Source organism: Streptomyces sp. URMC 127 (genome assembly GCF_051386535.1).
Taxonomy (GTDB): domain Bacteria; phylum Actinomycetota; class Actinomycetes; order Streptomycetales; family Streptomycetaceae; genus Streptomyces.
On the sequence record NZ_JBPQTW010000123.1, the window covers coordinates 1 to 19,898 of the forward strand.

Below are 19,898 nucleotides of genomic sequence, written 5' to 3' on the forward strand. Positions count from 1 at the left end.
CCGTGCCGCAACCCCTCCCCGGCCGTACCCGCGGCGGTCAGACCGCCGCGGGCTCGCCCCTGGTCACCGACAGCCCCGCGCCCTGCCCGGGTGCGCGGTCCACCCGGATGGTGTCGCCGTCCCGGATCTCGCCGCCGATGATCGCCTTCGCGAGCTGGTCGCCGATGGCCGTCTGGACCAGGCGGCGCAGCGGGCGGGCACCGTAGGTGAGGTCGGGCGCGGCTCCGTCGGTGCCGGCGGCGCCGCCTGCGGCCTGCGACGGCTCCTGGCCGAGCGTGGCCAGCCAGCCGAGCGCCTCGGGGGTGACGTCCAGCGTGAGCCGGCGGTCGGCGAGGCGGCGCTGCAGGTGGCCGATCTGGATGCGGGCGATCTCCGCCAGCTGCTCCGTGCCGAGCGGGTGGAAGACGACGATGTCGTCGAGCCGGTTGAGGAACTCGGGACGGAAGGAGGCCCGTACCGTCTCCAGGACCTTCTCCTTCTTCTGCTCCTCCTTCAGCAGCGGGTCCATGAGATAGCCGGACCCGAGGTTGGAGGTGAGGATGAGGATGGTGTTGCGGAAGTCCACCGTCCGGCCCTGGCCGTCGGTGAGGCGGCCGTCGTCGAGCACCTGCAGCAGGATGTCGAAGGCCTCGTGGTGCGCCTTCTCCACCTCGTCCAGCAGCACGACGCTGTACGGGCGCCGGCGCACGGCCTCCGTCAGCTGGCCGCCCTCCTCGTAGCCGACGTAGCCGGGGGGCGCGCCGACCAGGCGGGCGACGGCGTGCTTCTCGCTGTACTCGCTCATGTCGATGCGGACCATGGCCCGCTCGTCGTCGAAGAGGAAGTCGGCGAGGGCCTTGGCCAGCTCGGTCTTGCCGACGCCGGTCGGGCCGAGGAAGAGGAACGAGCCGGTCGGCCGGTCGGGGTCGGCGATGCCGGCCCGCGAGCGGCGTACGGCGTCGGAGACGGCCCGGACGGCCTCGGACTGCCCGATCAGCCGCTTGCCGATCTCGTCCTCCATGCGCAGCAGCTTCCGCGTCTCGCCCTCCAGCAGGCGGCCGGCGGGGATGCCGGTCCAGGAGGCGACGACGTCGGCGATGTCGTCCGGGCCGACCTCCTCCTTGACCATGAGGTCCTTCTCCGCGGCCTCCTGCTCGGCCTCCGCCTCGGCCTTCGCGGCCGCCTCCAGCTCGCGCTCCAGGCCGGGGATCTCCCCGTAGAGCAGCTTGGACGCGGTGTCGAAGTCGCCGTCGCGCTGGGCGCGCTCGGCCTGGCCGCGCAGCTCGTCCAGGCGCTCCTTGAGCTCGCCCACCCGGTTGAGGGACTGCTTCTCGCGCTCCCAGCGGGCGGTCAGGCCGCGCAGCTCCTCCTCCTTGTCGGCGAGGTCGCGGCGCAGCTTCTCCAGGCGCTGCTTGCTCGCCTCGTCCGACTCGCGGGAGAGGGCGAGCTCCTCCATCTTCAGCCGGTCGACGGCGCGCTGCAGCTCGTCGATCTCCACGGGCGAGGAGTCGATCTCCATGCGCAGCCGGGACGCGGACTCGTCCACGAGGTCGATGGCCTTGTCCGGCAGGAAGCGGGAGGTGATGTAGCGGTCGGAGAGGGTGGCCGCGGCGACGAGCGCGCTGTCGGCGATCTGGACCTTGTGGTGCGCCTCGTAGCGGCCCTTGAGCCCGCGCAGGATCGCGACCGTGTCCTCGACGGACGGCTCGGAGACCAGGACCTGCTGGAAGCGGCGCTCCAGGGCGGGGTCCTTCTCGATCCGCTCGCGGTACTCGTCCAGGGTGGTGGCGCCGACCATGCGCAGCTCGCCGCGCGCGAGCATGGGCTTGAGCATGTTGCCCGCGTCCATGGCGGAGTCGCCGCCGGCGCCCGCGCCCACGACGGTGTGCAGCTCGTCGATGAAGGTGATGACCTGGCCCTCGCTGGCCTTGATCTCCGCCAGGACGGTCTTCAGCCGCTCCTCGAACTCGCCGCGGTACTTCGCGCCGGCGACCATCGCGCCCAGGTCGAGGGCGACGAGACGCTTGTTGCGCAGCGACTCGGGGACGTCGCCCTTCACTATCCGCTGCGCGAGCCCCTCCACGACGGCGGTCTTGCCGACGCCGGGCTCGCCGATGAGGACGGGGTTGTTCTTCGTCCGCCGCGACAGGACCTGCACGACGCGCCGGATCTCGGTGTCCCGCCCGATGACGGGGTCGAGCCGGCCCTCGCGCGCGGCCGCGGTCAGATCGGCGCCGAACTTCTCCAGGGCCTTGTACGTGCCCTCCGGATCGGCAGTGGTCACTCGCTGCCCGCCCCTCGCGGTCTCGAACGCATCCAGCAGCCGCTTCGCCGAAGCGCCCTGCTGCTGCAGCAGCTCACCCGTGCGGCCGCCCTTCGCGGCGAGGCCGATCAGCAGGTGCTCGGTGGAAATGTAGGTGTCGCCGAGCTCGCGGGCCCGCTGCGACGCGTCGGCGATCACGGCCAGCAGGTCGCGGTTGGGCTGCGGCGGCGCGACGGTCGCGCCCTGCACGCTGGGCTCGGCGGCCAGCTGCCGCTCGGCGCCGGACCGCAGCGCGGCGGCGTCGGCCTCCACGGCGGCCAGCAGATCCATGATGTTCTCGTTGTCCTGCCCGGCGAGCAGCGCCAGCAGCAGGTGGGCGGGCGTCATGTCGGCATGCCCGGCCGACACGGCCCGCTCACCGGCCCCACTCAGCGCCTCCCGGCTCCTGTTGGTCAGCTCGGCATCCACGACGGTGTGCTCCTCCTGTGTCCGTCCTGTCTTGCTCTACCCAACGTCCGATAAGTTGAGCCTATTCCACTCAACCTTGAAATCGCCAGCGCCTTGGGGTCACCTCTCCATGATCCGACGCCGAAGGGGTGCTCGCCTCTTGCAGGTCGCGCCCACGTTCGCCGCACACTCCTACGAGTGAACGCCGCCCGTTTCCGGCCTGGCGCGGCGGGCGACGGGCCATGCTGGCCTTCCGACCACAAGGGGGTGCAGCATGACGGCTATGGCATGCGGGCCGAAGGCGACGACGCCTACGCAGAACGAGACCCTCCTGGACTACTTCCTCGCCCTGGAGACCCCCGAGGGGTTCCGGGCCGAGCTCATCGAGGGGGAGATTGTCGTGTCACCAGCGCCGGACGGCGATCACGAGGACTACCTGAGCACGGTCTTCCGCCAGGTCATGCGCCTGTCGAAGGCAGACATGGACGGCTCCGGGAACAAGGGCCTGAAGCTCCCCAGGGGCGGTCTCTGCCCGAAGAACTACGCCGTCCCCGACGGCACCTTCGCCCCCCGCGAGCTGCGCCTCTTCCGCGGCGCACCGCCCTGGATGCCCTGCGACGGCGTCGCTCTGGTCGCCGAGGTGACGAGCAGCAAGGCCGAACGGGACCGCATCGCCAAGCGCCACTGCTACGCCCGCGCGGGCATCCCCCTGTACCTCCTCGTGGACCGGGACGAGGAGACGGTCACGCTCTTCAGCGAGCCCGCGGACCAGGACTACGCCGAGACGCACACCGTCCCCTACGGCAAGGCCCTCCCCCTGCCCGAGCCGTTCGCGTTCGACCTGGAGACGGCCGACTTCGGCTGATCCGACTTCGGCTGATCCGCGCGCACGCGCGGTTACGCTTCCCGCATGGCCCACGATCTGCGCAACCTGGACGCCGCCTATGTCGAGTTCTGGCGGGAGCGGCACCTCTGCACCCTCACCACCACCCGTCCCGACGGCAGCCCGCACCTCGTGCCCGTGGGCGTGACCTTCGATCCGGAGGCCGGGATCGCGCGCGTCATCACCAACAAGAACAGCCGCAAGATCGCCAACATCCTGGCCGCCGGCCCGGACGGCGCGCGCGTCGCCGTCTGCCAGATCGGCGAGCGGAAGTGGGCCACCCTGGAGGGCCGTGCCGTCGTGCGCACGGAGGCCGAGGCCATCGCCGACGCGGTCAACCGCTACGCCGAGCGCTACGGCCGGATGCCCTCTCCCAACCCCGACCGCGTCCTGGTAGAGATCACCGTCACCAAGGCCCTCGGGCTCGTCTGACGCCCACGCCCCCGTGCAGAAGCTCCTCGGCTCCGGCTTCCGGGAGACCGAGGAGAGCCGCTTCGACGACAAGCAGCTCGTCTGGAGCTGGCGCAGGATCCCGTCGACCATGGCCGACAAGATCAAGGAAGAGGGGCGGGTACGGGTCGAGGCTGTCCCCGACGGCAGCAGCCGGCTCATCGCCGAGACCACCATCGAGTGCAAGGTCTTCGGCGTCGGCGGCCTCATGGAGTCCACGGCCGAGAAGCACAGCCGTCACGACTGGCAGGCCCTCGGTGAAGCGATCCGTCTGCGGCTGGCGGCGGGCCCGTCCTGACCGCTGCCCTCCGGGCTACGGGCGCCGCACCTCGAAGTGGAAGCAGCCGTACTCCACGGCGCGCACGTGCACCAGCGCGACCGCCGGGTCGGCGAACGCCTCCGCGAGGGCCGCCTCGAAGCCGGCCTCGGCGTCCTCCTCCGGGATCTCGAAGAGCCGGCCCCCGGCGATGTGTCCGCGCGCGTCGTAACGGCGGAGGGTCCGCAGCGCTCCCGGCCGCGCGAACGGGTAGCCGGTCACGCTGCCTTGCGGCCCTCCGCACGGCTCGGCGTGGATGAACACCGGCCCCGCCTCGTCGTACGCCCCCGGCTCGGCGCCCGTTTCCGCCGCCCACCGGCGCAGCGACGCGTACGACACGAGCGCGATACGGTCGCCGGCCTTCACCGGCCGCAGGCAGCACCGCAGCGGGCTGCCCACCGCGTCGTACGGGTCGCCGTCCTCGCGGGCGACGACGTACGGCTGCAGCGCCCGCCCGGAGTCATCGGTCCGGCGGAGCTCCGCGAGGGCGGCGGGCGGGATGGGGAGGGGGGTGTAGATGGTCATGCCTCCCAGGGTGCGTGCGTGCCGCCGGCGTCCGCCGGCGGAAATCAGCCGCGGCGCTCCGCGAGGGTGTGCGCGACGAGGGCGTTGGCGTGCCCGTGCCCCAGCCCGTGCTCCGCCTTCAGCCAGCCGACCAGCTCCATGTGCTTCGTGAGCGGCGACGAACGGATCAGCTCCTGCCACTCGGCTATGGGACGGCCGTACTTCTTCTCGATCGCCGGGAAGTAACTCGCGGGCCCCTTAACAGTTTCAGTCATGCGGGCAGTCTGGCACCCACCACTGACAACGGCCCGGAACGCGCGCCATAGGCTCCCCGCGTGGACACGAAGGCGAACACGAAGGCGAACACGAAGGCAAACGACGACGAACCTCCCCGCACGATCCGGGCCGTCAGCACGGAGCGGCTGCTGCTCCTGGAGGAGGAGGCCGCCTCGCTCGGCTTCAGCCGGCGGCTCCCCGTGGAGTGGGTACGCGCACACGCCGCGGCCGCCGGAACGCACTACCTCTTCCCGCTGTTCCCCCACTACCTCCGGCACCGGCCGGAGATCTCGCCCCAGTGGCGGTGCCACCTGCTCCTCACCGTCGTGACCGGCGAGGAGGTCACGAGCCTGCTCGACGTCCGCCCGGACACGTTCCGCGCGCTACCGGAGACGCTCACGAGCGCGCAGAAGACGGACGTCCGCGAGCGGTTGGACCGCGCCCGCTCTCAGGTTGCGTACGAGGACGAGGAGTGAGGCTGGGGGCGGGGGGCGCGCCGGCTCCCTTCGCAAGCGCGATCGAGCGATCCGCGCCTACGTCGACTTGGCGTTATCTCGGCCTGTACACGCCTCCGCCCCGCGCCGATCGTGGGATCCGCACAGCACGCCGTTGGAAAGCCGTCGGAGAGAGGAAGTTCCGCCCATGCCTCCTGTCCCGGTACGTCCCGGCATCTACAAGATCCACGCGCACATCATCGGCCCGTCCGCCCTGGTGACCGCCACCGAGCACGCCGTCAAGCACGGCGCCCCCGTCATCACCGACCGCCTCAACCCGCTCCCGATCGAGCAGGACTGGATCATCGAGCCCGTCGAGCCCATCCCGGGCGCGCCGTACGTGATCCGCCTCGCCGCCCACGACGAAGCGGGTCTCGTGGTCCAGGAGGACAAGCTCTGGGTCAACGCCGTTCCGCGGTCCGAGTGGGCGAAGTTCACGTTCGAGTCGGTCATCGGCGGGGTCAAGATCCTCACCGAGAAGCACCTCGCCTTCCGCTCCAACCACCGTGGCGCGCAGATCACCCTCGTGGAACCGAAGCCCGAGTTCCAGGAGACCTTCACCCTGGAGTTCGTCAGCCCCATCAGCGACGACTGATCCCGGGCACGCGGGGCCGCCGGGCCGGAGGGTCCGGCGGCCCTACCGCGTCCGCCGCTCCTCCGTCGCGATCCGCGACACCAGCGCCCACACCCCCGTCGACGGGTTCGTCACGTGCTCCCGGCCCTCCGTCGCGAGGCGGCGCGCGCGGCGGCCCGCTTCCGGCCAGCCGTGCTCGAAGTCGCGGAAGTCCAGGCGGGCCTTCTCGTACGCGGGGACGTGGCGCTTCAGGTACGGCAGGAGCTCCCGGTACGTGCGCACCGGCGCCGTGTGGCCGCTGAAGTGGAGGATCAGCCACAGTTCGAAGCACGGGTTCGAGACCGCGACCCGGATGCCCATGCGGCGCGCGCGGTCGACCGCGCAGGCGACCTCGAAGTGGTCCACGTCGAAGACGCACCACACCTGGTCGAAGTCGTCGCCGATGCGGTCGCGCTCCCCGGCCGCGTAGGTGATGAGCTGTTCGGGGGCGCAGGACTTCGTCCTGATGCGCACGGTGACGGCGGGGTTGGCGACGTGGTCGACGAGCCCGAGGAGGTAGTCCTTCTCGGTGGCCTTCGCGCCGCAGACGACCAGCAGGCGGTCCCTGGCGCGACGGCCGCCCGGTAAGCGGAGGACGTTCGACTCGAAGGACGGGCCGGGCCCGCAGCGCCCGTTACCGCCGCTCCGCGGCATCCCCGCCGGCCTCGCCGTCCTCGCCGTCCTCGCCGTCCTCGCCATCCCCCGCTGCCCTCCCCCTGGCGGCCAGAGCCGCCTCGAACCGCTCGTCACTGAGGATCGGGACCGCACCATAGCTGCCGCCGAGGTAGCGCCGCTCGCGGTTCTCGTCCCCGCGCGGTTCGAAGTCGGAGAGGGGGTACAGTGCGCTCTCGCCGTGCCGGTCCTTCTCCACGAACCAGATCTGGTCGCGCCGCAGGATCTCCTCTCCGCCGCAGCGGCCGAGCAGGCTGACGTCGTGGGTGGTGAGGAGGAGCTGGGCCGACCGGGGGTTGGTCTCCGGCTCCTGGAACAGCTTGATGAGGTGCGCCGTGAGGCGCGGATGCAGGCTGGCGTCGACCTCGTCCACGATGAGCACGCCGCCCTGCTCCAGCGTGTCCAGGACGGGGCCCGCGTAGTCGAAGAGCATGCGGGTGCCCTGGGACTGGTCCTCCAGGCCGAGGCGCACGCTGCCGCCGCGGCCCCGCTGCTGGATCCAGACGCGCGCGGTCGTGGTCGTGAACAGGCACGTCGACAGCTCGGTGCGGCGCAGCTCGCGCAGCAGCCGGTCGGCGAAGCCGCGCGCGGAGAGCCGCTCGCCGGCCTCGGCCGCCCCCTCCGCGCCGTCGAAGTCGTCGATGCCGATGTCCTCGATGCCGAGGTCGGCGGCGCGCAGCAGGGCGACGACCGACGCGGCCCGCTGCGGGTCCTGCAGCCGCACCAGGCTTCCCGGATCGGGTGAACCGTGCGCCCCGCCCGCCCGGAAGCGGACGTTCATGAACCACGTGTAGACGGGCTGGACCTCGGCCTGCCGGGAGCGTGCCGCCACCGTCAGGAACAGGGCGTTCGGCTCGGTGATGCTGCGGACGAGGTCCAGCCCGGGGCGGGGCTCCCCGTCGCCGAAGCGGATGTCGTCGCCCGAGCGCTGGAAGACCGTCTCCCGCTCGGCACCGGGGTGGTCGTGGCCGTCGCCGTGGCCGTCACCGTCACCGTCGCTGCCGATGCCGATGCCCCCCGGATAGCGGTACAGCCACTCGTCGCGGATCCGCTCGTCGTCCAGGCCGAAGCCGTACGTGTGGCGCACGCCGTCCAGGACGAGGTCCACCACGTACCAGGACGGGGCGGCGGCGCTCTCCCCGTCCAGCAGGAACGGCGAGCGGACGAGGCCCGCACCGGGCTCGGCGTCCCGGTGGGACGTGCGCACCAGGCCCGCCATGAAGTGCAGGGCGTCCACGACGTTGGACTTGCCGGCTGCGTTCGCGCCGAAGAGCGCCGCGACGGAGACGGCCCCGCCGCCGGTATCGTCCGGCTCGCCGACCCTGGCCAGGAGCAGCTGCTGCTCCTCCCTGATCGAGCGGTGATTCGAGACCCGGAAGCTCAGCAGCACCCGTCCACCGTAGGGCCCGCGGGCGGCCGGGCGACAGGCCCGCCACCCGAGTGGGTGGCGGTCACGGTCCGCGGCGAGTTCGCCGCTTCTCCGCACACGTCTCCGTACACGTTCTCCGTACACGCGCATCCTTTTGGGAGGCGGGCGCGTCCCCGTCCATGGGAAGCACGAAGCACGAGGAGCTGACGCACATGACCGACAGCCAGCCCCTGTCCGAAACCCCCGCCGGCCCCGTCCAGGACGACCTCTTCGGTCCGGTCACCGTCCTCCTCGACAGCGAGGAGGGCCGGGTGGAGGTCCTGGGCGACGCGATCCCCCCGGTCACCGTGGACCGCGCCCCCGAGGCCCCGGCCGACGCCCACGTCCCCGTCGGCACCCGCAACGGCGATCACCTCACCATGACCGTGGACGGCGAGCCCGTCGCCCTCGCGCCCCGCAAGGGCAGGCTGTCGCGCCGCTCGTACGCCGTGGACGTCACCCGCGACGGCGTCGTCCACCGCCTCGTGCCGGACTCGGTCTCCGGCAGCCGGCTGCTGAAGGACGGGCGGCACCTCGGCGACTTCTCCTCCGACGGGGACGGCCGGGTCCTCGCCACGTGGCGGGAAGGGGCGGAGGTCTCCCCCGCCGACGCCTCCGTCGGCTACGCGCTCGCCGCCGCGTTCGGCACCGGCGGGCAGCCGATGTGGATGATGGCGATCGAGGCCGCTTCCGAAGCGCTCCCCTGGTGAACGAGGAACGGCGAAGGCCCCGCCGGAGCGCTCCGACGGGGCCTGACGCTCAATGCGCGACTGCGCGACTGCGCGACTGCGCGACTGCGCGACGCCCTACTGCTGCTGATCCCGCCGCGGCCGCCAGACCACCAGCGCGCTCGTCTGCTGCACGTCCTGGTACGGGACCAGGTCGCGGCGGTAGGAGGCGTGGACGGCCGCCTCCGCCTGCTGCCGGGCCGCCGCGGCGCCCTCGACGAGGCCCTGCAGCTCGGCGACGCGCGCCTTGAGCGCGGCGACCTGGTTCTCCAGCTCGATGATGCGCTTGATGCCGGCCAGGTTGATGCCCTCGTCCTGGCTGAGCTGCTGCACCTGCCGGAGCTGCTCGATGTCCCGCGCGGAGTAGCGCCGGCCGCGCCCGGCGGCGCGGTCGGGCGAGACCAGGCCGAGCCGGTCGTACTGCCGGAGGGTCTGCGGGTGCAGGCCCGACAGCTGCGCGGCTACCGAGATGACATAGACCGGCGACTCGTCGGTCAGCTCGTACGGATTGCGCCGTCGGCCGGTCCCATCCATGGGGGTCACGCTCCCTTCGCGGCCTGGAAGAGCTCTGCCCGCGGATCGTGGTCCGCGGTGGCCTCACGGTAGGTCTGCAGGGCTTCCCGGGCCTTGTCGCCGAGATCCTTGGGCACGGTCACCTCCACCGTGACGAGCAGGTCGCCGCGGGTGCCGTCCTTGCGCACCGCGCCCTTGCCGCGGGCGCGCATGGTGCGGCCGTTGGGCGTGCCGGGCGGCAGCTTGAGGGTGACCGGGGGGCCGCCGAGGGTCGGCACCTTGATCTCGCCGCCGAGGACCGCCTCCGGGAAGGAGACGGGCACGGTGACGGTGAGGTTGTCGTCCTTGCGGCCGAAGACCGGGTGGGTGCCGACGTGCACCACGACGTAGAGATCGCCGCTGGGGCCGCCGCGCTCGCCCGGGGCGCCCTTGCCGCGCAGCCGGATCCGCTGGCCGTCGAAGACGCCGGCGGGGATGCGGACCTGCATCGTCCGGGAGGACTTGGCGCGGCCGCTGCCGTGGCAGGCGTCGCAGGGGTTCTCCGGGATGAGGCCGCGGCCCTTGCAGTCGGGGCAGGGGTCGGTCATCGAGAATCCGCCGCCGGAGCCGTGCGACACCTGGCCGGTGCCGACACAGGTGGGGCAGACGCGAGGCGTACCGTTTTTGTCGCCGGTGCCGGAGCAGGCCTTGCAGGCCGCCGAGGAGGACATCCGCAGCGGCACGGTGGCCCCGTCGACCGCCTCGGTGAAGCTCAGGGACACCTCGGACTCGATGTCCTGGCCGCGGCGCGGCTGGGTGCGCGCGCCTCCGCCGCGGTTGAACAGGCCGCCGAAGACGTCCCCGAGACCGCCGCCGAAGCCGCCGGTGCCGGCCCCGCCCTGGGCGCCCCCGAAGAGGTCGCCCAGGTCGAAGTTGAAGGAGCCGCCGCCCGCGCCGCCCGGCCCCGGGCGGAAGCCGCCGTTGCCGAAGAGGGCGCGGGCGTCGTCGTACTCCTTGCGCCGCTTGGGGTCGGCCAGGACGTCGTTCGCCTCGGAGATCTCCTTGAAGCGCTCCTCGGCCTTGGCGTCGCCCTTGTTGGCGTCCGGGTGGTACTCGCGGGCGAGCTTCCGGTACGCCTTCTTGATCTCGGCCTCGGTGGCGTCCTTGGGGACACCGAGGACCTTGTAGTAGTCCTTCTCGAGGAAGTCCTTCGTGCTCACCCTCGGTGTCCCTCCTTCCGTTCCCTGCGGTGGTTCATCGGTTCGGCGTCAGCGTCAGCCCTTGTCCGGGCCACCGCTCTCCTCGTCGGAGCCGGAGCCCGGACCGGAGGCGCCGTCCTCGCCCTCGCCCTTGGCGCCCTGGGCGCCCGGCTGGGGCTCGGCGACGGCGACCCGCGCGGGGCGGATCGTCCGCTCGCCGATCCGGTACCCCGGCTGCAGGATCTGCACGCACGTGGTCTCGGTGACGTCGGGCGCGTAGGAGTGCATCAGCGCCTCGTGGACCAGCGGGTCGAAGGGCTCGCCCTCCTTGCCGAACTGCTGCAGGCCCATCTTGGCGACGACCGTCTCCAGCGACTCGGCGACGGACTTGAAGCCGCCGACGAGCTCGCCGTGGTCACGGGCGCGGCCGATGTCGTCGAGCGTGGGCAGGAGCTCGGACAGGAGGTTCGCGACGGCGACCTCCTTGACCGCGACCCGGTCCCGCTCGACGCGGCGGCGGTAGTTCTGGTACTCGGCCTGGAGACGCTGGAGGTCCGCGGTGCGCTCGCCGAGCGCGGCCTGGGCCTGGTCCAGCTGAGCCTGGAGACCTACTTCCACCAGCTCCTCGCCGGAGGGGGCAGCGCCCGGGCCCGCCTTGTCGGCGGACCCGGCGCCCTGCGCCGCTTCCTCGGAGCCGGCGGCGTCGGAGGGGCCTTCAGGCTTCTTGTCGTCAAAGCCCGGGGTCTCCTCCGTCACGCCGCACCGCCCTTGGGCTTGTCCTCGTCGACGATCTCGGCGTCGACGACGTCGTCGTCACCCTTGGTGGGGCCACCGGTCGCGCCGGCGGCACCGGCGGCGCCCTGCGCGGCCTGGGCGTCGGCGTACATGGCCTGGCCGAGCTTCTGGCTGACCGCGGCGACCTTCTCGGTCGCGGTGCGGATCTCGGCCGTGTCCTCGCCCTTGAGCTTGTCCTTCAGCTCGGTGACGGCCGTCTCGACCTCGGTCTTCACCTCGGCCGGGACCTTGTCCTCGTTGTCCTTGAGGAACTTCTCCGTCTGGTAGACGAGCTGCTCGGCCTGGTTGCGGGTCTCGGCGGCCTCGCGGCGCTTGTGGTCCTCCTCCGCGTACTTCTCGGCCTCCTCGCGCATGCGGTCGACCTCGTCCTTCGGCAGCGAGGAGCCGCCGGTGACGGTCATCTTCTGCTCCTTGCCCGTGCCGAGGTCCTTCGCGGCGACGTGCATGATGCCGTTCGCGTCGATGTCGAAGGTGACCTCGATCTGCGGGACGCCCCGCGGGGCCGGCGGCAGACCGGTCAGCTCGAACATGCCGAGCTTCTTGTTGTACGCGGCGATCTCGCGCTCGCCCTGGTAGACCTGGATCTGCACGGACGGCTGGTTGTCCTCGGCCGTCGTGAAGATCTCGGAGCGCTTGGTCGGGATCGTGGTGTTGCGCTCGATCAGCTTGGTCATGATGCCGCCCTTGGTCTCGATGCCGAGGGACAGCGGGGTGACGTCGAGCAGCAGGACGTCCTTGACCTCGCCCTTGAGGACACCGGCCTGGAGCGAGGCGCCGATGGCGACGACCTCGTCCGGGTTGACGCCCTTGTTGGCCTCGCGGCCGCCGGTCAGCTCCTTGACGAGCTCGGCGACGGCGGGCATACGGGTGGAGCCGCCGACGAGGACCACGTGGTCGATCTCGGAGAGGGCGATGCCCGCGTCCTTGATGACGTTGTGGAACGGGGTCTTGCAGCGCTCCAGCAGGTCGGCCGTGAGCTGCTGGAACTGGGCGCGCGTGAGCTTCTCGTCCAGGTGCAGCGGGCCCTCGGCGGAGGCCGTGATGTAGGGCAGGTTGATCGTGGTCTCGGTGGACGAGGACAGCTCGATCTTCGCCTTCTCCGCGGCCTCGCGGAGGCGCTGGAGGGCCATCTTGTCCTTGGAGAGGTCCACGCCGTGGCCGCTCGCGAACTGCTTGACCAGGTAGTCGACGACGCGCTGGTCCCAGTCGTCACCACCGAGGTGGTTGTCGCCGTTGGTGGCCTTGACCTCGACCACGCCGTCGCCGATCTCGAGGAGCGAGACGTCGAAGGTGCCGCCACCGAGGTCGAAGACCAGAATGGTCTGGTCGTCCTTGTCGAGACCGTAGGCCAGGGCGGCCGCGGTGGGCTCGTTGACGATGCGCAGGACGTTCAGGCCCGCGATCTCGCCGGCCTCCTTGGTGGCCTGGCGCTCGGAGTCGTTGAAGTACGCCGGGACGGTGATGACCGCGTCCGTGACCTTCTCGCCCAGGTACGCCTCGGCATCCCGCTTCAGCTTCTGCAGGATGAAGGCGGAGATCTGCTGGGGGTTGAAGTCCTTGCCGTCGAGGTTGATCTTCCAGTCAGTGCCCATGTGGCGCTTGACCGAGCGGATCGTCCGGTCGACGTTGGTCACGGCCTGGCGCTTGGCCACCTCGCCGACCAGCACCTCGCCGTTCTTCGCGAAGGCGACGACGGACGGCGTGGTCCTGGCGCCCTCGGCGTTGGTGATGACGGTGGGCTCACCGCCTTCGAGAACACTGACGACGGAGTTCGTCGTACCCAGGTCGATGCCGACCGCACGTGCCATGTCGATTCCTCCAGCTGACTTGAGTGGAACAGACTCAAGGGTGCAGGGCGGATCCGATTCTGTCAACGGAGCTGAGTCGGGGCGGCTCAAGTCTTATGCTGGACTTATGCGCAGCCGGGCCCGTGCAGCAGGTTCCGGAGGGAGGCGGAGCGGGCTCAGGGCGGCCGCGGTAAGGCGCCCCTGAGCGACACAGATCACCGGCGGTGCGCCTATATCGCGCGCGCGGGAGTGAGTAGTCTCGTACGGACTGGATAAGTTACCCGTTAGTAGTAGTTCGCTCTCGCCAGGCCCGAGGAGCCCACCCATGCAACTCGCCGCGATCATCGTGTCGCTGGTACTAATCGCGGTCGGCGTCGCGCTGTTCGGCCGTGCCATCCTGCAGATCTACCGCTTCATGCGGCTGGGTCAGCCCGTGCCCGCCGGCACCCGCACCGGTGACCCCGCGCAGCGCACCCTCACCGTGGCCAAGGAGTTCCTCGGCCACACCCGGATGAACCGCTGGGGCATCGTCGGTGTCGCGCACTGGTTCGTGGCGGTGGGCTTCTTCTCGCTGCTGCTGACGATCGTCAACGCCATCGGCCAGCTCTTCAAGGCCGACTGGATCCTGCCGCTCATCGGCGACTGGGCCCCGTACAACGTCTTCGTCGAGTTCCTCGGCACGATGACCGCGCTCGGCATCCTGACGCTGATCGTCATCCGGCAGCTGAACCGGCCGGGCGACCCCGGCCGCAAGTCGCGCTTCGCCGGCTCCAACACCGGCCAGGCGTACTTCGTCGAGGCCGTCATCCTCATCGTCGGCGTCTGCATCTTCATGCTGCACGCGCTGGAGGGTGCGCAGCACCACGTCGACGGCTACGAGGCCTCCTTCTTCATCTCGTACCCGGTCGTCTCGTGGCTGGAGGGGATGGACGTCTCGACGCTCCAGAACCTCACCTACTTCTTCGCCGGGCTGAAGATCGCGACCTCCTTCATCTGGATGATCACGGTCGCGCTGAAGACCGACATGGGCGTGGCCTGGCACCGCTTCCTCGCCTTCCCGAACATCTGGTTCAAGCGCGAGGCCTCCGGCGACGTGGCGCTCGGCGCGCTGCAGCCCATGACGAGCGGCGGCAAGCCGATCGACTTCGAGGACCCGGGCGAGGACGACACGTTCGGCGTCTCGAAGATCGAGGAGTTCTCCTGGAAGGGCCTGCTCGACTTCTCCACCTGCACCGAGTGCGGCCGCTGCCAGTCGCAGTGCCCCGCGTGGAACACCGGCAAGCCGCTGTCGCCGAAGCTGCTCATCATGGCCCTGCGCGACCACGCGCACGCCAAGGCGCCGTACCTGCTCGCGGGCGGCGGCAAGGACGCCGAGGGCGAGGAGAAGGCCACCGAGGAGCAGCTGAAGGACGTTCCGGCTGCCGCCCTGGCCGAGGCCGAGCGCCCGCTGATCGGCACGCTGGAGGAGAACGGCGTCATCGACCCGGACGTGCTGTGGTCCTGCACCACGTGCGGCGCGTGCGTCGAGCAGTGCCCGGTCGACATCGAGCACGTCGACCACATCGTCGACATGCGCCGCTACCAGGTGATGATCGAGTCCAGCTTCCCCTCGGAGGCGGGCACGATGCTGAAGAACCTGGAGAAGAAGGGCAACCCCTGGGGCCTCGCCAAGAAGCAGCGCCTGCAGTGGACCAAGGAGGTCGACTTCGAGGTCCCGGTCGTCGGCAAGGACGTCGAGGACCTGACCGAGGTCGACTACCTCTACTGGGTCGGCTGCGCCGGTGCCCTGGAGGACCGCGCCAAGAAGACCACGAAGGCCTTCGCGGAGCTGCTGCACATGGCGGGCGTGAAGTTCGCGATCATGGGCGGCGAGGAGAACTGCACGGGTGACTCGGCCCGCCGCCTGGGCAACGAGTTCCTGTTCCAGCAGCTCGGCCAGCAGAACGTCGAGATGCTGAACATGGCCTTCGGCGAGGATGCCGAGGAAGGCGTCAAGGTCGAGAAGGCGAAGAAGAAGATCGTCGCGACCTGCCCGCACTGCTTCAACACGATCGCGAACGAGTACCCGCAGCTCGGCGGCGAGTACGAGGTCATCCACCACACGCAGCTGCTGCAGCACCTGATCGACGAGGGCAAGCTGATCCCCGTCACGCCGGTCGAGGGCCTCATCACGTACCACGACCCGTGCTACCTGGGCCGCCACAACAAGGTCTACACGCCGCCGCGCGAGATCATCGCCAAGGTGCCGGGCCTGCGCAACGAGGAGATGCACCGCCACAAGGAGCGGGGCTTCTGCTGCGGTGCGGGTGGTGCGCGCATGTGGATGGAGGAGCGGATCGGCAAGCGCATCAACAACGAGCGCGTGGACGAGGCGCTGTCCCTCAACCCGGACATCGTCTCCACCGCCTGCCCCTTCTGCCTCGTCATGCTGACCGACTCGGTCAACGGCAAGAAGAACGACGGCAAGGCCAAGGAGTCCATCCAGGTCGTCGACGTCGCCCAGCTCCTGCTGGAGTCGGTGAAGACCCCGGCGGCCCCGGAGAACGGCGGCGAGGACAACGGCGAGGGCGGCGACGGCGAGCCGGCCGACGCCCCGAAGCCGGACCCGAAGCCGGCCGCCCCGGAGCCGGTGAAGTAGCCGCCCCGGACAGCGCACGCACGGCCGGGCCCCCGCGACTGCTCGGGGGGGCCCGGCCGTTGTCACAGGCGCGTGGGACGCTGAACGCGAAGGTGCCCGAGCCCCGCGCAGCAGGAGCCCTGCCATGGAGTACGCCCGTGTCCTGGCCATCGCCGAAGAACTGCACCGGCACGCGCCGGATGCCGCCAAGCGCTTCGAGATCAGCGGCGACAGCATCATCCTGACGGTGGCGTCCCCGACGCGGCGCGAATACAACGCCTTCCTGTTGCGCCGCCAGCTGACCGGCAGCTCCCCGAGGGCTGGGTGGCCCACAACTGGGGCGGCGTGGAAGCCCCCGCGCTCGGGATCCTGCGCCGCCCGGCCGTCATCGTGCTGCCCGAAGCGGCCATGCTCGGGCCCGGCCCCGGGGGCATCGATCCGCGAGCGCTCGCGCTGGCGGCCGACGTGGTCCCTCCCCTGGGACAGGTCCACGACACCCAGCGCGTGTACGACTCGGCCGCGATGGCCGTCCCGCTGTACGTCCTGGTCAACCCGCGCAACGGGACGACGGCCGTTCTGTCGGACCCGCAGGGCGGCGACGGCGAGGGCAGGTCCTGCTACCGCACCCGCCACGACTACGTCTTCGGGGACAAGATCGCCGTCGGCGAGTGGACCGTCGACACCTCCGAGTTCCGCCGCTATCCCGCGCCTGGTGACGGGCAACGCTCTTGATCTCAAGCGCGCTTGAGGTCCTAGCGTCGCCCCCATGACGACCCCGACAGCACCCAAGCCCGCCGGCCCCGCCGCCCCCGACGACTTCGCCTCCCTCGCCGCGCAGCCGATCGGCTACTGGAGCTGGGTGGTCCACGAGGCCGTGATCCGGCACATCCGGGGGGCCATGGCGCGCACCGACATCACGCAGCCGCAGTGGTGGATCCTCAACCAGGTCGACGGCGCCGGCGGCGACGGGCTCGCGCCGGAGCTCCTGCGGGAGCGGCTCGGGTCCGTTCTCGGCACCACCGGGGACGAGATCCGCCAGGCCACCGACAGCCTCCTCGCCCGCGGCTGGCTCGTCGCCGCCGGCGACGCGGGGCGGCTGCGCCTGACGGAGGCCGGGCAGGAGGCCAAAGCCCGTACGAAGGAGCTCGTCACCCGGCTGCGCGCCGAGATCCACGAGGGCATCGGCGACGAGGAGTACGTGGCCGCGCTGCGCGTTCTCAAGCGGATGATCGACAATGTGGGCGGGGAGGACTCCGTACTCTCCTGAGCCCCGCGGATCCCTCAAGCCCCGCAAACTTCCCTGCCGCCCCACCCGACCCGGAGCTTTCCCTTAGGGGATGTCACAGCTCGGCCGCAATGGCGGGCCCGTTCTCACCGCGCCGGCTCGGCATCGTCACGGAGCGGGTACGTTCGATGCGTGGCTGGATTCAGGATGGGACGCGGACAGGGCTCGAACGACCCCGGGCCCGCGCAGCAAGGACAGCGCCCGGGGCAGTACCAGGCCCCGTACGGCGCCCAGGGTGGTCATGGCGGCCAGGCTGCCCACGGCGGTCAGTGGCAGCAGCAGCCCCCGCCGTACGGCGAGCCGGAGTACTTCGGCGGCGGCGGGCAGCCGCAGCAGGGCTACGGCCGGCAGCAGCCGTACGGGCACGGCGGCGGCGCCCAGGACCCGTACTACGGCGGCCACGGGCAGCCCGGCGCCGGCCAGGCAGGTCAGCCCGGCCAGACCCAGCAGTTCAGCCTCGGCGAGGCCCCGGACGCGTACGGCGGGGATCCGTACGGCCAGGGCGGCGGCCCGTACGGCCACGACGACTACGGCCAGGACCCGTACAACAACGCCCCCGCCCCGCCCCCGGCCCCCCGCCTGCCGTGGAAGCAGCTGCTGACCGGCATAGTGACGCGCCCGTCCGCGACCTTCTGGCAGATGCGCGACCACGCCGTGTGGGCACCGGCGCTGATCGTCACGTTCGTCTACGGCCTGCTCGCCGTCTTCGGTTTCGACAAGGCCCGCGAGGACGTGCTGAACGCCTCGCTCGCCAACAGCTTCCCGTCGGTGCTGATCACCGGCGTGGTCATGATCCTCGCCGGCCTCCTCCTGGGCGCGGTCACCCACACGCTCGCCCGGCAGCTCGGCGGTGACGGCCTGTGGCAGCCGACGATCGGCCTGTCGATGCTGATCATGTCGATCACGGACGCGCCCCGGCTGCTCTTCGCCATGTTCCTGGGCGGCGACAACCTGCTGGTGCAGGTGCTGGGCTGGGCGACCTGGCTCGTGTCGGGCTACCTGTTCACGTCCATGGTCAGCAAGTCGCACGACATCCCGTGGCCGAGGGCGCTGGGCGCCTCCGCCATCCAGCTGATCGCCCTGCTGTCGATCATCAAGCTGGGCACGCTGTAGAAGCTGTAGAAGACGACATGACATGTGGGAGGGCCCCCCCCGCGGTGAACGCGGCGGGGGCCCTCCCACATGTCAGCTGTGCGTGCGCGCTCCGCGCTTACGCGTCGAGGACCTGGCCCTCGCGACGCACGACCGGCGGCTCGACCGACCACGGGAAGTTGATCCAGTCCTCGGTGCGCTTCCAGACGTACTCGCACTTCACGAGGGAGTGGGACTTCTCGTAGATGACCGCGGATCGGACCTCGGCCACGTGGTCCTTGCAGAAGTCGTACACGAGCTTCAGCGTCTTGCCGGTGTCGGCCACGTCGTCGGCGATCAAGACCTTCTTGTTGGTGAAGTCGATCTTGTCGGGGACGGGGGCGAGCATGACCGGCATCTCCATGGTCTCGCCGACGCCCGAGTAGAACTCCACGTTGACCAGGTGGATGTTCTTGCAGTCCAGGGCGTACGCCAGACCGCCCGCGACGAAGACGCCGCCGCGCGCGATGGACAGGATGATGTCCGGCTCGTAGCCGTCGTCCGCGATGGTCTGTGCCAGCTCACGGATGGCCTGCCCGAAGATCGGGTAGGTCAGGTTCTCGCGGATCTCACTCACTGTTGCTCTTCGCCTTTTGCTCTGCTCAGACCTGGGTGCGATGGAAATTCTGGAAGGAGCGCGAGGGCGTGGGCCCACGCTGCCCCTGGTAGCGGGAACCGTGCTTCGCGGACCCGTAGGGATGCTCGACGGGCGAGGTCAGGCGGAACATGCACAGCTGCCCGATCTTCATCCCCGGCCACAGCTTGATCGGCAGCGTGGCCATGTTCGACAGCTCCAGCGTCACGTGCCCGGAGAAACCGGGGTCGATGAAGCCGGCGGTCGAGTGCGTCAGCAGGCCGAGCCGGCCCAGGCTGGACTTGCCCTCCAGTCGCGAGGCGATGTCGCCGGGGAGCGTGATGACCTCGTACGTCGAGGCGAGCACGAACTCACCGGGGTGCAGGATGAACGCCTCGTCGCCCTCCGGCACCACCTCACGCGTGAGGTCGGCCTGCTCGACCGCGGGGTCGATGTGGGGGTACCGGTGGTTCTCGAACACCCGGAAGTAGCGGTCGAGCCGCACGTCGATGCTCGACGGCTGCACCATCGATTCGTCGAACGGGTCGATCCGCACGCGGCCTGCGTCGATCTCGGTCCGGATGTCCTTGTCTGAGAGAAGCACGGGTCGAGGATACGCGGAGAAGACGGACAACGCGGGCCCGGTCCGAGCGGACCGGCCCGCGCCGCTTGATCGCCGTCGGTCAGCGCTCGGTCAGCGCTTCGGGAGCGCGACCGGGACGGAGTGCCGCAGCCGGGCGCAGCGCGGGCAGCGCAGGAGCCGCCCGGGGCCGATCCGGTCGGGTCCGAGGTGCTGCATCGGGAACGAAGCGGTGCTGAAGACGTGCCCCTCGGCACAACGAACGACGGTGCGCTCCATGAGCTCCCTTTCCCCATTCACGTGAAAGACAAAAGCCACATTAGGGGATGTATAGGACTCGCTCCTACGCGGCACTCCCGGCAGCCCCCCGGCCGGTCTCAGCGCCCCCACCGTACGCCCCAACTC

22 protein-coding genes are annotated in these 19,898 nt (G+C 70.7%); 10 read left to right on the top strand and 12 right to left on the bottom strand.

The window, feature by feature from the left end; translation table 11 throughout:
• Positions 1-37 precede the first annotated feature (37 nt).
• Complete coding sequence (gene clpB / locus ACSNOH_RS22480; protein WP_436723219.1) at positions 38-2,710, bottom strand: ATP-dependent chaperone ClpB; 2,673 nt, start codon at positions 2,708-2,710, stop codon at positions 38-40.
• Positions 2,711-2,963: 253 nt separating this feature from the next.
• Here clpB and ACSNOH_RS22485 point away from each other — a divergent pair, with 253 nt between their 5' ends.
• Genes ACSNOH_RS22485 through ACSNOH_RS22495 form a run of 3 tightly spaced genes read left to right on the top strand, consistent with a single transcriptional unit; the run spans position 2,964 to position 4,320 of the window.
• A complete protein-coding gene (locus tag ACSNOH_RS22485) occupies positions 2,964-3,554 on the top strand; it encodes a Uma2 family endonuclease (protein ID WP_436723220.1) in 591 nt (196 codons plus the stop codon).
• Between the two features lie 45 nt (positions 3,555-3,599).
• On the top strand, positions 3,600-4,004 hold the full coding sequence (locus tag ACSNOH_RS22490) for a pyridoxamine 5'-phosphate oxidase family protein (RefSeq protein ID WP_436723221.1): 405 nt from the start codon (positions 3,600-3,602) through the stop codon (positions 4,002-4,004).
• A gap of 13 nt (positions 4,005-4,017) precedes the next feature.
• Positions 4,018-4,320 carry a hypothetical protein gene (locus ACSNOH_RS22495; protein ID WP_436723222.1) on the top strand — a complete coding sequence of 101 codons (303 nt, stop codon included), beginning with the start codon at positions 4,018-4,020 and terminating at the stop codon, positions 4,318-4,320.
• A 15-nt stretch (positions 4,321-4,335) separates the two neighbouring features.
• Here ACSNOH_RS22495 and ACSNOH_RS22500 read toward each other — a convergent pair whose 3' ends face one another.
• Positions 4,336-4,863 carry a DUF1203 domain-containing protein gene (locus ACSNOH_RS22500; protein WP_436723223.1) on the bottom strand — a complete coding sequence of 176 codons (528 nt, stop codon included), beginning with the start codon at positions 4,861-4,863 and terminating at the stop codon, positions 4,336-4,338.
• A 44-nt stretch (positions 4,864-4,907) separates the two neighbouring features.
• Positions 4,908-5,117 (bottom strand): DUF4287 domain-containing protein, encoded by a 210-nt coding sequence (locus ACSNOH_RS22505; RefSeq protein WP_436723224.1) that lies wholly within the window; start codon positions 5,115-5,117, stop codon positions 4,908-4,910.
• Positions 5,118-5,177: 60 nt separating this feature from the next.
• Between ACSNOH_RS22505 and ACSNOH_RS22510 the strand changes: the two genes are divergently transcribed.
• Entirely contained in the window at positions 5,178-5,594 is a 417-nt protein-coding gene (locus tag ACSNOH_RS22510) for a hypothetical protein (RefSeq protein WP_436723225.1), read from the top strand.
• Between the two features lie 166 nt (positions 5,595-5,760).
• Positions 5,761-6,207 carry a hypothetical protein gene (locus ACSNOH_RS22515; RefSeq protein WP_436723226.1) on the top strand — a complete coding sequence of 149 codons (447 nt, stop codon included), beginning with the start codon at positions 5,761-5,763 and terminating at the stop codon, positions 6,205-6,207.
• A gap of 42 nt (positions 6,208-6,249) precedes the next feature.
• Here ACSNOH_RS22515 and ACSNOH_RS22520 read toward each other — a convergent pair whose 3' ends face one another.
• A complete protein-coding gene (locus ACSNOH_RS22520) occupies positions 6,250-6,879 on the bottom strand; it encodes an RloB family protein (protein ID WP_436723227.1) in 630 nt (209 codons plus the stop codon).
• Positions 6,860-8,287: an AAA family ATPase gene (locus ACSNOH_RS22525; RefSeq protein ID WP_436723228.1), complete on the bottom strand. Its 1,428-nt coding sequence runs from the start codon at positions 8,285-8,287 to the stop codon at positions 6,860-6,862. Before ACSNOH_RS22525 ends, ACSNOH_RS22520 begins: the two co-directional genes overlap by 20 nt.
• 191 nt (positions 8,288-8,478) lie before the next feature.
• Here ACSNOH_RS22525 and ACSNOH_RS22530 point away from each other — a divergent pair, with 191 nt between their 5' ends.
• Positions 8,479-9,015: a hypothetical protein gene (locus tag ACSNOH_RS22530; RefSeq protein ID WP_436723229.1), complete on the top strand. Its 537-nt coding sequence runs from the start codon at positions 8,479-8,481 to the stop codon at positions 9,013-9,015.
• 96 nt (positions 9,016-9,111) lie between these two features.
• Here ACSNOH_RS22530 and ACSNOH_RS22535 read toward each other — a convergent pair whose 3' ends face one another.
• From ACSNOH_RS22535 to dnaK, 4 genes are read right to left on the bottom strand one after another with little or no spacing between them, the layout of a single operon-like run.
• On the bottom strand, positions 9,112-9,567 hold the full coding sequence (locus ACSNOH_RS22535; RefSeq protein WP_436723230.1) for a heat shock protein transcriptional repressor HspR: 456 nt from the start codon (positions 9,565-9,567) through the stop codon (positions 9,112-9,114).
• A gap of 5 nt (positions 9,568-9,572) precedes the next feature.
• Positions 9,573-10,745 carry a molecular chaperone DnaJ gene (gene dnaJ, locus ACSNOH_RS22540; RefSeq protein WP_436723231.1) on the bottom strand — a complete coding sequence of 391 codons (1,173 nt, stop codon included), beginning with the start codon at positions 10,743-10,745 and terminating at the stop codon, positions 9,573-9,575.
• 54 nt (positions 10,746-10,799) lie between these two features.
• A complete protein-coding gene (gene grpE, locus ACSNOH_RS22545; protein WP_436723232.1) occupies positions 10,800-11,480 on the bottom strand; it encodes a nucleotide exchange factor GrpE in 681 nt (226 codons plus the stop codon).
• A complete protein-coding gene (dnaK, locus tag ACSNOH_RS22550; protein WP_436723233.1) occupies positions 11,477-13,327 on the bottom strand; it encodes a molecular chaperone DnaK in 1,851 nt (616 codons plus the stop codon). Before dnaK ends, grpE begins: the two co-directional genes overlap by 4 nt.
• Before the next feature lie 304 nt (positions 13,328-13,631).
• Between dnaK and ACSNOH_RS22555 the strand changes: the two genes are divergently transcribed.
• The 4 genes from ACSNOH_RS22555 (at position 13,632) to ACSNOH_RS22570 (ending at position 18,321) form a co-directional block, all read left to right on the top strand.
• The gene (locus ACSNOH_RS22555; RefSeq protein WP_436723234.1) at positions 13,632-15,944 is read left to right on the top strand and encodes a (Fe-S)-binding protein; all 2,313 of its coding nucleotides are present in this window, start codon (positions 13,632-13,634) and stop codon (positions 15,942-15,944) included.
• A gap of 303 nt (positions 15,945-16,247) precedes the next feature.
• On the top strand, positions 16,248-16,655 hold the full coding sequence (locus tag ACSNOH_RS22560; protein ID WP_436723235.1) for a Uma2 family endonuclease: 408 nt from the start codon (positions 16,248-16,250) through the stop codon (positions 16,653-16,655).
• A 34-nt stretch (positions 16,656-16,689) separates the two neighbouring features.
• A complete protein-coding gene (locus ACSNOH_RS22565; RefSeq protein ID WP_436723236.1) occupies positions 16,690-17,190 on the top strand; it encodes a MarR family winged helix-turn-helix transcriptional regulator in 501 nt (166 codons plus the stop codon).
• A gap of 165 nt (positions 17,191-17,355) precedes the next feature.
• Positions 17,356-18,321 carry a Yip1 family protein gene (locus tag ACSNOH_RS22570; protein WP_436723237.1) on the top strand — a complete coding sequence of 322 codons (966 nt, stop codon included), beginning with the start codon at positions 17,356-17,358 and terminating at the stop codon, positions 18,319-18,321.
• A gap of 97 nt (positions 18,322-18,418) precedes the next feature.
• Here the strand turns inward: ACSNOH_RS22570 and ACSNOH_RS22575 are convergent, their stop codons facing one another.
• The 3 genes from ACSNOH_RS22575 to ACSNOH_RS22585 form a co-directional block, all read right to left on the bottom strand.
• The gene (locus tag ACSNOH_RS22575; protein ID WP_436723238.1) at positions 18,419-18,916 is read right to left on the bottom strand and encodes a phosphoribosyltransferase; all 498 of its coding nucleotides are present in this window, start codon (positions 18,914-18,916) and stop codon (positions 18,419-18,421) included.
• Positions 18,917-18,941: 25 nt separating this feature from the next.
• Positions 18,942-19,517, bottom strand: coding sequence for a dCTP deaminase (gene dcd / locus ACSNOH_RS22580; RefSeq protein WP_058047472.1), 576 nt, complete (start codon positions 19,515-19,517; stop codon positions 18,942-18,944).
• A gap of 90 nt (positions 19,518-19,607) precedes the next feature.
• Positions 19,608-19,772, bottom strand: a complete 165-nt coding sequence (locus ACSNOH_RS22585; RefSeq protein ID WP_436723239.1) for a hypothetical protein — start codon at positions 19,770-19,772, stop codon at positions 19,608-19,610.
• Positions 19,773-19,898 lie beyond the last annotated feature (126 nt).